General features: G+C 62.4%; 10 protein-coding genes. 5 read left to right on the forward strand and 5 right to left on the reverse strand.

Features of this window, described 5'->3' with window-relative positions; translation table 11 throughout:
• Positions 1-24 precede the first annotated feature (24 nt).
• A complete protein-coding gene (locus XpruCFBP8353_RS02190) occupies positions 25-2,934 on the forward strand; it encodes a TonB-dependent receptor domain-containing protein (RefSeq protein ID WP_101361726.1) in 2,910 nt (969 codons plus the stop codon).
• 107 nt (positions 2,935-3,041) lie between these two features.
• On the opposite strand, the gene XpruCFBP8353_RS02195 is transcribed toward XpruCFBP8353_RS02190, so the two are convergent.
• On the reverse strand, positions 3,042-3,650 hold the full coding sequence (locus XpruCFBP8353_RS02195) for a TetR/AcrR family transcriptional regulator (protein ID WP_065466941.1): 609 nt from the start codon (positions 3,648-3,650) through the stop codon (positions 3,042-3,044).
• A gap of 136 nt (positions 3,651-3,786) precedes the next feature.
• Between XpruCFBP8353_RS02195 and XpruCFBP8353_RS02200 the strand changes: the two genes are divergently transcribed.
• Both XpruCFBP8353_RS02200 and XpruCFBP8353_RS02205 read left to right on the forward strand, forming a co-directional pair.
• Positions 3,787-4,710: an alpha/beta fold hydrolase gene (locus XpruCFBP8353_RS02200; protein WP_101361727.1), complete on the forward strand. Its 924-nt coding sequence runs from the start codon at positions 3,787-3,789 to the stop codon at positions 4,708-4,710.
• A complete protein-coding gene (locus XpruCFBP8353_RS02205; RefSeq protein ID WP_101361728.1) occupies positions 4,707-7,181 on the forward strand; it encodes an acyl-CoA dehydrogenase in 2,475 nt (824 codons plus the stop codon). The genes XpruCFBP8353_RS02200 and XpruCFBP8353_RS02205 overlap by 4 nt, the downstream gene beginning before the upstream one ends.
• A gap of 308 nt (positions 7,182-7,489) precedes the next feature.
• On the opposite strand, the gene XpruCFBP8353_RS02210 is transcribed toward XpruCFBP8353_RS02205, so the two are convergent.
• Together XpruCFBP8353_RS02210 and XpruCFBP8353_RS02215 are read right to left on the reverse strand one after the other, a co-directional pair.
• A complete protein-coding gene (locus tag XpruCFBP8353_RS02210; RefSeq protein WP_101361729.1) occupies positions 7,490-7,843 on the reverse strand; it encodes a DUF1304 domain-containing protein in 354 nt (117 codons plus the stop codon).
• Between the two features lie 273 nt (positions 7,844-8,116).
• Positions 8,117-9,478 (reverse strand): NTP/NDP exchange transporter, encoded by a 1,362-nt coding sequence (locus tag XpruCFBP8353_RS02215; protein WP_101361730.1) that lies wholly within the window; start codon positions 9,476-9,478, stop codon positions 8,117-8,119.
• 369 nt (positions 9,479-9,847) lie between these two features.
• Between XpruCFBP8353_RS02215 and XpruCFBP8353_RS02220 the strand changes: the two genes are divergently transcribed.
• Together XpruCFBP8353_RS02220 and XpruCFBP8353_RS24200 are read left to right on the forward strand one after the other, a co-directional pair.
• The gene (locus XpruCFBP8353_RS02220; RefSeq protein ID WP_207759585.1) at positions 9,848-11,191 is read left to right on the forward strand and encodes a serine hydrolase domain-containing protein; all 1,344 of its coding nucleotides are present in this window, start codon (positions 9,848-9,850) and stop codon (positions 11,189-11,191) included.
• 725 nt (positions 11,192-11,916) lie between these two features.
• The gene (locus XpruCFBP8353_RS24200) at positions 11,917-12,348 is read left to right on the forward strand and encodes a hypothetical protein (RefSeq protein WP_243391054.1); all 432 of its coding nucleotides are present in this window, start codon (positions 11,917-11,919) and stop codon (positions 12,346-12,348) included.
• Positions 12,349-13,359: 1,011 nt separating this feature from the next.
• On the opposite strand, the gene gcvH is transcribed toward XpruCFBP8353_RS24200, so the two are convergent.
• Together gcvH and gcvT are read right to left on the reverse strand one after the other, a co-directional pair.
• Positions 13,360-13,755 (reverse strand): glycine cleavage system protein GcvH, encoded by a 396-nt coding sequence (gene gcvH / locus XpruCFBP8353_RS02230; RefSeq protein WP_024710861.1) that lies wholly within the window; start codon positions 13,753-13,755, stop codon positions 13,360-13,362.
• Between the two features lie 141 nt (positions 13,756-13,896).
• Positions 13,897-15,006, reverse strand: a complete 1,110-nt coding sequence (gene gcvT / locus XpruCFBP8353_RS02235) for a glycine cleavage system aminomethyltransferase GcvT (protein WP_101361733.1) — start codon at positions 15,004-15,006, stop codon at positions 13,897-13,899.
• Between the last annotated feature and the right edge of the window lie 49 nt (positions 15,007-15,055).

Consider the following 15,055-nt stretch of genomic DNA (forward strand, 5'->3'; position numbering starts at 1 on the left):
CAAGATCACTTGGAGAGAGAGCTAATGAATTTCAAGTCCAACAAACTGCGCGACGCAGTTGTGTTTGCGTTGGTGCTCGGCACCGGCAACGCCGTTCTGTCAGAGACTGCAGTCGCGCAGACCAAGCCAGCCGACGAGGCAGCAACACTAGACACGATCACCGTCACCGGTAGCCGTATCTCGACGCCCGGCCTGACCACCAGCAGCCCGGTCACAAGCATTGAGCGTGAAGAGTTCATGCGCACGCAGCCTGTTGCCGTGGAAGAATTCGTCAAGCAGCTGCCGAGTGTTTCGCCGACAGTGGGTCCTGGTACCAACAACGGCGCCACTGGTGCAGCAGAACTCGATCTGCGCGGCCTGGGCTCGAACCGCACGCTGGTGCTAGTCGATGGCCGTCGTCCGGTTCCTTACGATCTGTCCGGTGTCGTTGACACCAATACGATTCCTGTAGCGCTTATCCAGAGCGTGGATTTGCTGACCGGTGGTGCATCCGTCGTCTACGGTGCCGACGCCATTTCGGGTGTCGCAAACTTCATCCTGCGCCGCGACTTCGAAGGCGTTGAAGTTCAGAGCTCTTACGGTCAATCCAAATATGGCGATGGCGCGCGTCAGCGCATCGAAGCCACGATGGGCGCCAACTCGTCCGACGGCAAAGGCAATGTCGTGTTCAGCGTTGGTCACACCAAGGTTGACCCGGTTTTCCAGGGCGACCGTGCCTGGGGCAAAGTGTCACGCTCGTCCGGTAACGGACGTCCACAGGGCTCGGGCACCACGGTGCCTTCGCTGATCGTTGGACCGCCTGGCGTATGGGGCACTCCAGGTGATGACGGCACACTGGACGGCAGAGGTCAGATCGACCCGACCACTGGCCAGATCGTCAGCAACGTCCAAACGTATAATTTCAATCCGGTCAATCTTTTCCAGACCGGACTCGATCGGTATCAGGCAACCGCGCTAGGCCGCTACGAAATCAACGAGCATGCTGAAGCGTACGGCCAGGTGAATTACACCCGCTCACGCGTGGAAGCATCCCTGGCACCGAGCGGCTTGTTCCAAGAAGCGTTCGACATGCCGATTGGCAACCCCCTGATTCCTGAACCTGCTCGCCAGCAGCTTTGCCAAGCGTATGGCATCGACGCTGCCAACTGCGTCCCGGGCAATGCGACCATGATCGAAGGCCTGACGATTGGCCGTCGCCTGACAGAGCTTGGCCCGCGCATCAATCGCTTCGATACCAAGACCTTCCAGGTGACTGCCGGTCTGCGTGGCGCGATCACCGATAACTGGAAGTACGACGCTTTCTGGTCGCACGGTGAATCTGAGCGGCTCGCCGAATCTCGCAACTGGGGCTCGCTGTCCAAAACCCGCCAGGCATTGATGTCTCTCGATGGCACCACTTGCGTTGATCCGAGCAATGGCTGCGCACCGCTCAATGTCTGGGGTCCGGAAGGTTCTGTTTCGCCCGAAGCACTCAAGTTTATTAATTTGAGTGCTTTCTCGATCCAGAACGTTGAGCAGGACAATGCAGCGCTTAACTTCAGCGGCGATCTGGGTGGGTTCAAGAGCCCCTGGTCGGAATATCCGATTGGTGTCGCTGTGGGCGCCGAACATCGTCGTGCAACTGCTGGCACACGTTCGGACGGTCCGAGCCAGATCCAGGGTGAAGTCATGGGCACCGGCGCGCCGACCCCGGATCGCCAGGGTGGCTTTACGATCAACGAAGCGTTTGGCGAATTTATCGTCCCGCTGATCGATAACGCACCGGGTGTCTACGCGCTCTCGCTGGAAGCCGGCTACCGTTACTCCGATTTCAAGACCAGCGCAAACACCGGCGACGAGTACGGTAGCTTCAAGTACGGTATTAACTGGGCGCCGATCGAAAGTCTGCGTTTCCGCGGCATGTTCCAGCGCGCCAATCGCGCACCCGGCATTGGTGAGCTGTTCGCTCCTCAGGTCACCGGCCTGGATAACCTGGACACCGATCCGTGCGCCGGCGGTGCAATTAGCCCAGCACAAGCGAATGTGCCGGGCACGCTGTCCAACCTGTGCGTACAGACCGGCGTTCCTGCCGGTTCGGCTGGCCTGGTTGCGCAACCTAATGCTGGTCAGGTTAATGTCCTTACCGGCGGCAACCCGCTACTGACTCCGGAGCAGGCGGACACCCAGACGATTGGCTTGGTCTGGAACCCCACCTCCAACTTCGCCATGACGCTGGACTACTGGAAGATCGAGATGGAAAAAACCATCTCCTCGCAGAGCGTCGATGACGTTGTTTCCGGTTGCTATGACCCTGCATTCAATCCTGGGCTGACCTTCAATGGCAACTGCGCCCTGATTGGCCGGTCGCCGTTGACGGGCACCTTCAACGGCACCACGTCTCGCGGCATTTCGCTGATCTTGAGCAACCAGGGTACGTTGAAGACCGACGGCTTCGATCTCGGCCTGAAGTATGGCTTCGATCTGCCGGGCTCGATGGGCCGCTTGAACTTCGCCTACGACGCAACGTTGGTGACTACCCTGGAATCGCAGGCCACTCCTGAGTCGAAAAACCGTGATTGCCTGGGTTACTACAGCGTCAGCTGCACGCCCAACTCGAAGTACCGCTCCATCCTGCGTTCCAGCTGGTCCTATAACGACCTGTCGGTGTCATTGGCATGGCGTTACAGCAGCAAGATGGAAGTGGAGCCTGAAACCGGCACATGGTTTGAGAGCTACCGCGAAATCCCGTCTTACAGCTACTTTGATTTCGGCGTTAACTACAAGCTGCCTTTCAATGCCGAAGTCAACCTGTCGGTCGCTAACCTTACCGACAAGAAGGCGCCCGTCGTCGGTAACACGATCGGCAACACTGCTGAGAACAGCGGCAACACCTTCCCGAACTTCTACGATGCAATCGGTCGTTTTTACACGCTGGGCGTGACGTTCTCCTTCTAAGCGAAGGAGTCGTTGCGAGTTCGAAGGGCGGGCCGAATGCGGCCCGCCCTTTTTGTTCACGCCAGCGCGAAGAGCAGGTGCTGGGCGTTCGATCTCACCAAGTCAACTCACCCCGGAATCAACGTCTGGATCACATGCTCAACATACGCCTCGAAGTCTTCGCGGGCCTGCTTGGGCTGTTGCAGTTGCAGTGAAAGCTGCAGAAAGCCGACGTAGGCGGCGTACGCCAGGCGCGCGCGGTGCTGGGCGTCGGTGCGGGACAGGCCCGCCTGCCGGAAGGAGGCGATGAGGTAATCGAGGCGGCGTTGCGAGACGCGGTCGATGACCGGGCGTACGGCCGGGTGGTCGAGTGCCTTGAGCAGTTCGCTGTAGATGACGTGCGGTTTGACCTCGTGCGCAACCAGCTGGAACAGCGCGCGCAAGCGGGCGCTAGGGTCGGGGACGTCTTCCAGGCTGCCGAACACTTCCTTTTGTTCGAAGATTTCCCAACGCTCGAGGGCGGCCTGCAGCAAGGCATCGCGCGAGGGGAAGTGCCAGTAAAAACTGCCCTTGGTGACGCCAAGTCGGCGCGCCAGCGGCTCCACGGCGACCGCGCCCACGCCTTGTTCGGCGATCAGGTCAAGCGCGGCCTGTGCCCAGTCGTCCGCACTGAGGCGGTTGCCGCGACCAGAGCTGGCGCGGGGTGTGGTGAGGCTGGAGTCGATGGTGTCGTTCATAGCGCGATTTAACCATACGCTTGAGTCAGTTGCAGTATGCATCACGCAATTGACATACAAGCGCCATGATTCAATGGCTTAACCGTCCATACGATTGAGTATTGACAGCCGCCGACATGCATCCATACCATTAAGTATGGTCATCTCACCTTCTAGCCTCGCCTCCACTGCGTCAGTGTCCAGCGTCAACGCTGGTGATGCAGTGCTCGCCGTGTCGCTGCAGGGTGCCGAACACGCACCGACGGTGTTGTTCGCGCATGGCTTTGGACAGACCCGCCATGCATGGCAAAGCACTGCAGCGACGTTGGCTCAGAGAGGCTACCGGGCGCTGTCATACGACGCGCGCGGGCATGGCGATTCGAGCGTCAATGCAGTGGACCTGCCCTACTCGGCAACACAGTTCACCGACGATCTGATCGTGCTGGCCGGCGAACAGCCCGAACCGCCGGTGCTGGTCGCCGCATCGATGGGCGGCTTGTTCGGGTTGCTGGCAGAAGCGCGTTGGCCTGGGTTGTTTCGCGCGATCGTGCTGGTCGACATCACGCCCCGTTGGGATACCACAGGTGTGGAGCGCATCCTGCGCTTCATGACCGCGCATCCGGATGGATTTGCATCACTGGATGCGGCCGCTGATGTGATCGGTGTATATCTGCCGCACCGCCCGCGCAAAACGGCAGGGCAATTGCAGGCATTGCTACGACAGCGTGCTGATGGGCGTTGGCACTGGCACTGGGATCCGCGCTTGGTCGACGAGCTGGCCGGCCAGGATGCGCAGCTGCAGCAGCACGCGTTGCTGGATGCGGCGGCACAGGTGCGTTGCCCAATGCTCCTGATCAGCGGCGGACGCAGCGACTTGGTCACGCCGGCCAACATCGCCGAATTCCTCTCCATCGCGCCGCATGCGCAGCACGTGCATCTGCCAGATGCCACGCACATGCTGGCCGGCGACGACAACACCACCTTTACCGCCACCGTGTTGCATTATCTGGACGCACTGCCCTCGGTTGGCACCATCGCAGCGTCCAACATTACCGAGCATGTCACTGGAGCAAGACCATGAGCATCGTTGCACCGTTCCTCCTCGTCATCCTGGCGGCGGGTATCGCTGCCTATCACCGCATGCGCCTTGCCACCTGGGTTGCGATCAGCGCCTGCGTGCTGGTGGCGTGCTGGCTGCTGGGTGCCAATCTCACCGCCACCAGCGTGGCCGCCGCGCTGGTGGTGCTGGTGTCCGCACCAGTGCTGTTGCCGTTCCTGCGTAAGCCGCTGTTGACCACGCCATTGATGGCGTTCTTCCGCAAGGTACTCCCACCGCTGTCGCAGACCGAACGCATCGCACTGGAAACCGGCTCGGTCGGCTTCGAAGGCGAGCTGTTCACCGGTGACCCGGATTGGCAGAAGCTGCTCAACTATCCCAAGCCGCAATTGACCGCTGAAGAGCAGGCGTTCCTGGACGGGCCGGTGGAAGAGCTGTGCAAGATGGTCAACGACTGGGAAATCACCCATGTCCACGCCGACCTGCCGCCGGAGCTGTGGGACTTCATCAAGAAGAACAAGTTCTTCGGCATGATCATTCCCAAGCAGTACGGTGGTCTGGGCTTTAGCGCACTGGCGCACCACAAGGTGATCCAGAAGCTGTCCTCGATCTCCAGCGTGGTCAGCTCCACCGTTGGCGTGCCCAACTCGCTTGGCCCCGGTGAGCTGCTGCTGCATTACGGCACCCCGGAACAGAAAGACTATTACCTGCCACGTCTTGCAATCGGTGCGGAAGTGCCGTGTTTCGGCCTGACCGGCCCGTTCGCCGGCTCCGATGCCACCTCGATCCCGGACTACGGCATCGTCTGCAAGGGCGAGTGGAACGGCGCCAACGTGCTCGGCGTCAAGCTCACCTTCGACAAGCGCTACATCACCCTGGCACCGGTGGCGTCGTTGATCGGCCTGGCGTTCCGCGCCTACGACCCGGACGGCCTGATCGGTGACAAGAAGGACATCGGCATCACCCTGGCACTGCTGCCGCGCGAAACCCCCGGCGTGGAAATCGGCCGTCGCCACTTCCCGTTGAACTCGCCGTTCCAGAACGGCCCGATCCACGGCGAAGAAGTGTTCATCCCGCTGAGCCAGTTGATCGGTGGCGTGGAGATGGTGGGCAAGGGCTGGAACATGCTCAACGAGTGCCTGGCGGTGGGTCGTTCGATCACCCTGCCCTCCACCGCCAGCGGCGGCGGCAAGTATGCGGCGGTGGTGACCGGTGCGTATGCGCGCATCCGCAAGCAGTTCGGCCTGTCGGTCGGTCGCTTCGAGGGCGTGGAAGAAGCGCTGGCACGCATCGGCGGCAAGGCGTATGCGATCAGTGCGCTGGCCCAGGCCACTGCCGCAGCGGTCGACCGTGGCGACGTGCCGTCGGTGCCGTCGGCGATCGCCAAGTACCACTGCACCACCATGGGCCGCGAAGTGGTCAGCGACATGATGGACGTGATCGGCGGCAAGGGCATCATCCTGGGGCCGCGCAACTTCGCCGGCCGCGCCTGGCAGGCCGCGCCGATCGGCGTGACCGTGGAAGGCGCCAACATCATGACCCGCAGCCTGCTGATCTTCGGCCAGGGCGCGATCCTGTGCCATCCGTGGGTGATGAAGGAAATGCAGGCGGCGCAGGATCCGGATACACGCCGCGGTCTGGAAGAGTTCGACCAGAGCCTGTTCGGGCATATCCGCTTCGGCATTTCCAACGCCGTGCGTTCGTTCTGGTTCGGTCTGACCGGTGCGCGCATCGGCGCAGCGCCGGGCGATGCATACACGCGTCGCTTCTTCCGCAAGCTGGATCGCTACTCGGCCAACCTGGCATTGATGGCCGATGTGTCGATGCTGATGCTGGGCGGCAAGTTGAAGTTCAAGGAATCGTTGTCCGGTCGCCTGGGCGATGTGCTGAGCCATATCTACATGACCAGCGCGATGCTCAAGCGCTACCACGACGAAGGCGCACCGGCCACCGATCAGCCGCTGCTGGCCTGGGCGTTCCACGACAGCGTGCACAAGATCGAAACCGCGCTATCGGCAGCGCTGCGCAACTTCCCGATCCGCCCGGTAGGCTGGCTGATGTGGGTGCTGATCTTCCCGCTGGGCCGTCGCGCCGAAGCGCCCGGCGATCGCCTGGGCCATCGCGTGGCATCGATCCTGATGGCGCCCAACGAAGCGCGCGACCGCCTGGCTCAGGGCGTCTTCCTGACCCCGTGCGCCAACAACCCGGGCGGGCGTATCGCCAGCTATCTGACCAAGGCGGTGATGGCCGAGCCGGTGGAGCGCAAGTTTCTCAAGGCGCTCAAGACCAAGGGCATCGAAGCACTGGATTTCCCGGCGCAGCTGGACGAAGCCGTGGCCGAAGGCGTGCTCACCCTGGACGAGCGCAAGCTGCTGGAAGAGCTGCGCGAGATCATGATGGACACCATCACCGTAGACGACTTCGATCCGCATGAGCTGCGTGCAGCCAGCTTCTACGACAAGCCGCAGGCACAACAGCCACGCGAAGCCGCGTAAGGCTTGCGCCAAGTTCACAGCAGTGACGGTTCACAGCAGTGACGACGGCGAGCTTCGGCTCGCCGTCGTTGTTTGTGGAGACGGGTACTGATGCTGGCGCGATCTGCAGCGTCAGCAGACTAGGGTCACGGCAGAAAGAATCGCCCCCCTCGGCCCCTTGTGGGACGAGTGCGCAGCGCGGTCAAACGCGCGCCTGCGTTACCCACGCCGTCCGCTGAGAATCGCTGGCTTGCGATGGGGCCAAGAGTGACGCTTCATCGCAGGCGAGCCCGCTCCCACGAGCAAGCAGACACCCTGGCGCAGGTGCGTCAGCGCGGCAGCCACACCAGCGCAAGTGCGATCAATGCCGGCAGTGCCTGCACGAAGAAGATGCGGCGGTTGACGCTGTAGGCGCCATAGCAACCTGCTACCACCACACAGCCCAGGAAGAAGCTCAGCACGTCGGCGCGCGCGGCAAGTGCCCCCCAGAACAGGCCAGCGGCCAGGAAGCCGTTGTAGAGCCCCTGGTTGGCTGCCAGCACGCGGGTGGCCTGCGCTTTCTCGAGGCTGTTGCGGAAGGTCTTCAAGCCCAGCGGATGGGTCCACAGCGCCATTTCCAGCACCAGGATGTAGACGTGCAGCAGTGCGACGCACAGGCCGGCAATGACGGCGAACAGGGACATGGCAGACTGCCTTGGCAAATGGTGCCGCCAGCATAACTGCGATTGCGTGCTGTTCGGCACGCCTGCACGATTGGCGTGCGCTCAGCGCGACCAGCTCGAGAGGCAGGTCATGTGCGTGGCCGATGCCAGGCGACAACGCGGCATCTTGGACACGCATCTTCCTTGTATGACATGCATCTCTTCAGGGCAGCTGGCAGGACGCCGTTACCACCACGCTACGCGGGTAGCGTCCATGTTCCGACAGCCGCCTGCCGCCGGTTGCCATGGCCGCGCTCATTCGGAAACGCGTTTTACCGTCCCCACATCGCGCTCGGCAGGCAGCTTGCGTGCTTCGCGCAACAGGCCGAACGCGCCGACCGTCATGCCGGTCGCCACGAGCAGACCGATGCCGAACACCGCGCTGGAACCGAACGCAGACAGCAGCTTGTGGACCCAGACAAAGGTGAGATCGCCACCGCGATAGACCACCGTGTCGATCGCCGCACCGGCCTTGTAGCGCCACTCGCGATCCACCCGCGTGTACAGCGTCTCGCGTGCGGGCTTTGCAAGTGCGAATTCGCTGGAGCGGGTAATCACCTGCACGATCGCAAGCATCATCGGCAATGGCGACGCGGCCAAAACCGCATAGCCCAGCATGATCGCCACACCCGGGATCACCAACGCCGGCGCGATGCCGAAGCGCGATAGCAGCGCACGCGTCACCAGCAATTGCAGTACCAGCGCCAGTGCATTGATCGCCAGGTCGATGCTGGAGTAATAGGCGGTGGCCGCTGCTGCGTCTGTGTAAATCCGCCGCACCAGCGCTGCCTGCTCGTTGTAGAGCAAGGTGCCGACGCCCACGCCGAACAACACCATGAAGGCCAGCCAGCGCAACAGCGGCTCGCGCACGATGAGTTTCAGGCCCCCGAGTACATCGCCGCCCATCGGCACTTCGCCGGAGCTCAGCTGGCGCTCCTGTTCGTGCGCAACCGCCCATAGCCGCAAACGCAGCACGCAGACCACGCACACGGCCAAGAATCCGGCCGACACCAACATCAGATGTGCAATGCCGATGCGTTCAACCAGTGTGCGGGTGAGGATCGGCCCGAGAAACGCGCCCAAGGTGCCGGCCGCACCGATATACCCGTAATAGCGACGCGCTTGGGCATTGCTAAAGACGTCGGCCATGAAGCTCCAGAACACCGCCACCGCAAACAAGTTGAAGACGGTCACCCACAAGAAAAACGCCATGCCGCGGCCCGGCACACCCGTGTCGAACAACACGTAGAACAGCAGCAGGGTCGCGATGAAAAAGCCGTACACCGTCGGCAGGAACACCCGCCGCGGATAGCGGCTGACAAGCGCGCCGTAAACCGGCTGCAGCAGCACCATGATCAGGAAAGCACAGGTAAACAGCACCTGCAGCGTGAAGTCCTTGAGCGGCATGCCGTGCGCGGAGAAGAACGCAATCATGCCGGTCGGGAAGATGGCTTCCACATCGGCCGAGGCGCTCATCGCTTCGCGCACCGGGCGCAACACGTAGTAACCGCTGAGCAGGCAGAAAAAGTAGAGAAACGACCACGCCAAGGGCGGCGAGCTTCGCAGCGCCGCGCTGAAACGGCCAGCCGCAGATTGCGGCGTCGAGGAATGAGTCATCGTGTAACGGCTGCCCGCACAAGCGGGCCCGACGGCAAGGACATGGCAGCGGCGGCACCCGCGAAAGAAGCGCGCAAGTTAGCCGATGCGACGCACCACCACCAGCGCGCAAGCCCAGCACGTTGCGAGCCAGATGCACCCTGCCCAGGCACGCCGCTTGCACCGTGCACAGCAGCAACGGAAAGCGATGCCGCGACCACCCTCGAATGCTCGATTTCTGAACTTAAAATCATCAATAGGATCAACATGATGCCCATTCATCTTCCGGCAGTTTGTGCTATTGCAAAGCGCGGCGCTAGAATCGCCGGAGGCAGTGGAACAGGCGGGACAACCATGACACAAATGCGCACGCGCCGACGGTTCCGACCGTTGGCCATCGGGCTGTTCGGGGCGTTATTGCCTCTGGCCCTCTCTTCCACCGCGCAGACACCCGCGCCTACCGCCGCTGCGCTGCTGCCGGCCACCGTTGCGCAGTCGCCCACCGCACCGTTGCCCTATCGCACCTCGCTGCCGGCCAACCAAGTGTTGGCACCTGCTGCCGGCTTCGACGTGGCGGCATTTGAATCGATGGCCGACCAGTTGACCTATGGCAACCGCGTGCCCGGCATGGCGATGGCCATCGTGCAGGGTGGCAAGGTGCTCAGCGCGCGCGGCTATGGCGTCACCGACGTCAATCATCCGCAGCCGGTCGATGGCCACACCGTGTTTCGTTTGGCTTCGCTGTCCAAAGCCTTCGCCGGCACCATGGCCGGCCTGCTGGTCAACGATGGCGTGCTGCGCTGGGACAGCAAGGTGGTCGACTACGTGCCGGGCTTCCAGCTCAGCGATAGCGCCGCGACCCGCCAGCTCACCGTTGCCGAAGTGCTCAGCCATCGCGTCGGCCTTACTCGTAATGCCTACGACCGCGATATCGAATCCAACGTCGACTACTACTCGCTCAGCCACAAGCTGGCGGCCGCGCCGCTGCGCTGCGCACCGGGCGATTGCTACGCGTATCAGAACGTGGCCTTCAGCCTGGTGGGCGATGTGGTGTTCGCCGCATCGGGCAGTTTCTACGAGCAATCGGTGGAACGCCGCATTTTCAAGCCGCTGGGCATGAACGATGCCAGCATGGGTCTGGCCGGCATCCAGGCCAGTCCGCACTGGGCACGCCCACACGTGCGCAGCCGCAATGGCTGGGTGTCGCTGACGCCCAAGCCGACTTACTACCGTCTGGCGCCGGCTGCGGGCGTCAACGCCAGCGCCAGCGACATGGCGCAGTGGCTGCTCGCACACACCGGTCATCGCACCGACGTGCTGCCTGCTCCGCTGCTGGCAACGCTGCACGCGCCGTTGATCTCCACGCCGGGCGAAATGCGTTCCGGCTGGCGCCACGAGCGTGTGGATGCAGCGAGCTACGCGCTGGGCTGGCGTGTGTTCGATTACGCTGGCCATCAAGTGGTGTTCCATGCAGGTGCGGTGCAGGGCTACCGCGGCCTGGTTGCGCTGCTGCCAGAACGCGATCTGGGAATTGCGATCCTCTGGAACGGCGAAAGTGGCCTGCCCTCGGGCATGCTGCCGACCATCCTGGACCGCGCACTCGGCCTGCCGGCGAAGCGTTGGTTGGACATCGATGTGGACGGCGACTTCGGCAGCGAGAACATGCTGGCAGAGAAGCCAGACCCGGCTGGCAAGGGCGCGTCTTCCGGCAAGTCGGTGGCATCACCGCGCTGAGTGGAAGTGCTGCACTGACGTCGCGTCGGTGACTGCAGGCAAAGGCGGCTTCGGCCGCCTTTGTTGTTTCTGCATGTCCCGATGCGCGGCGGTCGGCTCGCGGAAGGCATACCTGCTGGGCGCGGGAGCGCAAGCCTGTGGATGATCAACACGTTCGGGCTCTTTGGACGCCGCAAGCAACCCGTTGCCAGGAGTCCTACGATTGAGCGGACCTGTTCGACACGCCGAAGTAGAAACTCTAACCGTCAGCGCAAGGGTCTCTCAGCCTGGTCCGCCGCACGGCCTCTGTCCTCCGACCTGATGCAGTGCCGGCCCTCCATCAAAGCGGACCTGCACCGAGCGGTTGCGCTTTGCATCGCGCCGTCTTCTCGCATCGTGCCTCCCCGCCCCGCCCCGCCCCGCCAAGGCATCGGCAAAACTGTCGGATTTGTGGTCGGCAGGGTCAAACGATCGCGCGTCCGCATCCGCGCTGCCGGTCGGCATGCCACTGGCGACACAGTGCCGAGAACGTGGAACGAGCGACGTCGCTCAGATGGCGGAACCTACGCCACCTGCAGGCCAGCAACGCCACGCGCCGCACCGACCACGCCAGTGCCAGGCCCATAAAAAAGCTCCCTCCCCGCTGGGCGTCGGGGAGAGAGCTCGATGGTTACGGCGATCGGGTGTTACAAGATCAGATCAGCGGTGCCGGGGTTGCGGGCAGCGCGACCGGAGCGGCCTTCTTCTTGCGAACGGCCGGCTTCTTCTTGGCGACCTTCTTTACGACCGGCTTCTTGGCAGCGGTCTTCTTGGTGGCGGACTTCTTGGTCGCCTTCTTCGCGACTGCCTTTTTGGCGGTCTTCTTGACGGCTTTCTTGGCGGTCTTCTTCACTGCCTTCTTGGCGGCAGTCTTCTTGGTCGCCTTCTTTGCGGTCTTCTTCACTGCCTTCTTGGCGGCAGTCTTCTTGGTTGCCTTCTTTGCAGTCTTCTTCACTGCCTTCTTGGCGGTTGCCTTCTTTGCAGTCTTCTTGACGGCCTTCTTGGCAGCAGTCTTCTTCACTGCCTTCTTAGCGGTTGCCTTTTTGGCGACCTTCTTGACGGCCTTCTTGGCGGCAGTCTTTTTCACTGCCTTTTTGGCGGTGGGTTTCTTTTTCGCAGCTTTTGCAGTGGCCATGTAATTGGCTCCTCGTCAGTGAACTATGGAGTTGAAACGCCCAGTTGAACCAAACCCGACGACGGCATGCCGTCGTCGGGAACCGTCCGCAGGTAATGCGCGACGGAACGGATACAGAAACACCCGCATCGAGCGGCGACACGGGTGCGTAGTCGGAACGACAACTGCTTTCCTGGAGAGAAGCGGACCCGACTCCACCGTGGTTGGCGCTTCGGTGGACATCCGGAACAAGCTTGTCGGCGCGATGTCGATTCTGCTCACTCTCTTCAGCAGCAATGTCTGCTGGGCGAAACCTAATCACGCTTTTTTTTACTGTCAACACTCTTTTGCATTTTTTTTTTAGCCAAGCATCGCCGCGTGCCGCATCCCAGGCAGCGAAACACCGTGCGCGCCGGCGTACGCACCCGACCTAGAAGCCTGTTCGCCCAACAGTGTTTTCAAAAAAGCACTTCTTTTCCGCTGTTTTTTTTTAGCAGTGCACTTTGGCAATCGCTTGGGCGCTTCAACGGCACGGTAGCCAAGCCGGTGCGGCAGCACTGCTTGCCGCCTGTCCGCCAGCTGAAAATTTTTTTTCCACCGGTCGCACTTCCGACGTCGCATGAGCAGAAATGCGCAAACTTATTGCGTGCTTAGATCGCCATGCATGCGTCCACGCGCACCGACTGCGGCATGCATCGCATGCGTGGCCGGAGGATCGCGACGGCCAACGCCGCGGAAAATTTTTCACCGAGTGCACGCCAGACCCTCACGAACGACTCACGTCAGAAATCCGGCGCGTGTGCAGATGGGCGAGCACTGGATGCAAGTTCGATCGTTGCCGCCGACTCGCGTACCGCATCGAGTTTCGACCAGCGGCATCGCCGTCGACAGACCGACCGAGGCGCCCTTATCTCAGACCGCACTGCCGGCGCGCGTGGCATTGCCGCGCCGAGATCGCGCATCGCTGGCGACAGCGCGCCAAAAAAAATGGCCGCTCTGAGAGCGGCCATCGGATGCCGGCGGCAACGAAACCAGATCAGTGCTCGTCGTCTTCCAGCAGCTCGGCATAGTCGTCCGGGTCCAGCAGGTCGTTGAGCTGCTCCTTGTCGTCGATCTCGACGACGAAGATCCAGCCTTCGCCATAGGCGTCTTCGTTGATGGTTTCCGGCTTGTCGCTCAACGCGCTGTTGACCTCGACGACGGTGCCGCTGACCGGGCTGTAGACGTCGGAGGCAGCCTTGACCGACTCCACCACCGCAGCGCCGTTGCCGACCTGCACGGTGTCGCCGACACCCGGCAGTTCGACGTAAACCAGGTCACCCAGCAAGCCCTGCGCGTGGTCGGAAATACCGACGGTCACGCGGCCATTGCTTTCGACGCGGGCCCACTCGTGGGATTTGAGGAACTTGAGGTCGCCTGGGATCTCGCTCATGGGTGTGCTCCGGGAAAGGTGAGGGTTGGGGATAGGTGGCTAGTTTAGACCGCGCGACAAGACAGGTGCACGCGGCGGTGTGGTGGGGGTGATGCGGACGCGGAAGCAGCACCGTGCGCGGAATGGACGGCGCCGCACAATTCAGTCGCCGAGTACGCCGGGCTGCGCCTGACCATCGCGCACGAACGGAAACTTCACCGCGCGCAACGGTACCTGCTTGCCACGGATGTCCACGCGCAGCTGCGCGATGCTACCGGCCGGTACGCGCGCGAAGGCGATCGCCTTGCCGAGCGTCGGCGAGAATGTGCCCGACAGAATCTCGCCTTCGCCACTGGCGGTGAGCACGGTCTGGCCATGCCGCAGCACGCCCTTCTCATCCATGACGACACCGATCAGCTGACGCGGTGCACCCTGCGCCTTTTGCGACTCGAGCACACTGCGACCGATGAAGTCGCGACCTTCGTCCAGGGCAATCGTCCAGGCCAGCGCGGCCTCGTACGGGGTGACGGCATCGTCCATGTCCTGGCCGTAAAGATTCATGCCCGCTTCCAGGCGCAAGGTGTCGCGTGCGCCCAGACCTGCCGGCTTGACGCCCTGCGCGAGCAATGCATTCCAGAACGCGACGGCGGCATCCTGCGGCAATACGATTTCGAAACCGTCTTCGCCGGTGTAGCCGGTGCGCGCAACAAACAGGTCGATGCCGTCACGCGAGCGCGTCTGCAGCGCGGCGAAACGGCCGAGCTTGCTCGCCGCTGCGGTATCGGCCGGGTCCAGCAGGTCGATGACCTTGGCACGTGCGTTGGGGCCTTGCACGGCGATCATCGCGAAGTCGCTGCGCTCTTCCACGCGCACGTCGAAGCGTGCGGCCTGCTCGCCGATCCACTGCAGATCCTTTTCGCGGGTGGCGGCGTTGACCACCAATCGGAAGAAGTCGTCGGTCATGTAATAGACGATGAGGTCGTCGATCACCCCGCCCTGCGGATTGAGCATGCAGGTGTACAGCGCTTTGCCGGAGACCTTGAGCTTGTCCACGGAGTTGGCGAGCAGGTAGCGGAGGAACTCGCGCACGCGCGCCCCGTGCAGGTCGACCACGGTCATGTGGCTGACGTCGAACATGCCGGCGTCGCGGCGCACCTGGTGGTGCTCATCCAGCTGCGAGCCGTAGTGGATCGGCATGTCCCAGCCGCCGAAGTCGACCATCTTGGCGCCGAGCGCACGATGGGTGTCGTTGAGGATGGTCTTCTGGGTCATGAGCGCCGGTCCAAGGAAAGACGCCCATTATCGCCGTCTTGCCGCGCTT

Source organism: Xanthomonas prunicola, assembly GCF_002846205.1.
Lineage (GTDB): Bacteria > Pseudomonadota > Gammaproteobacteria > Xanthomonadales > Xanthomonadaceae > Xanthomonas > Xanthomonas prunicola.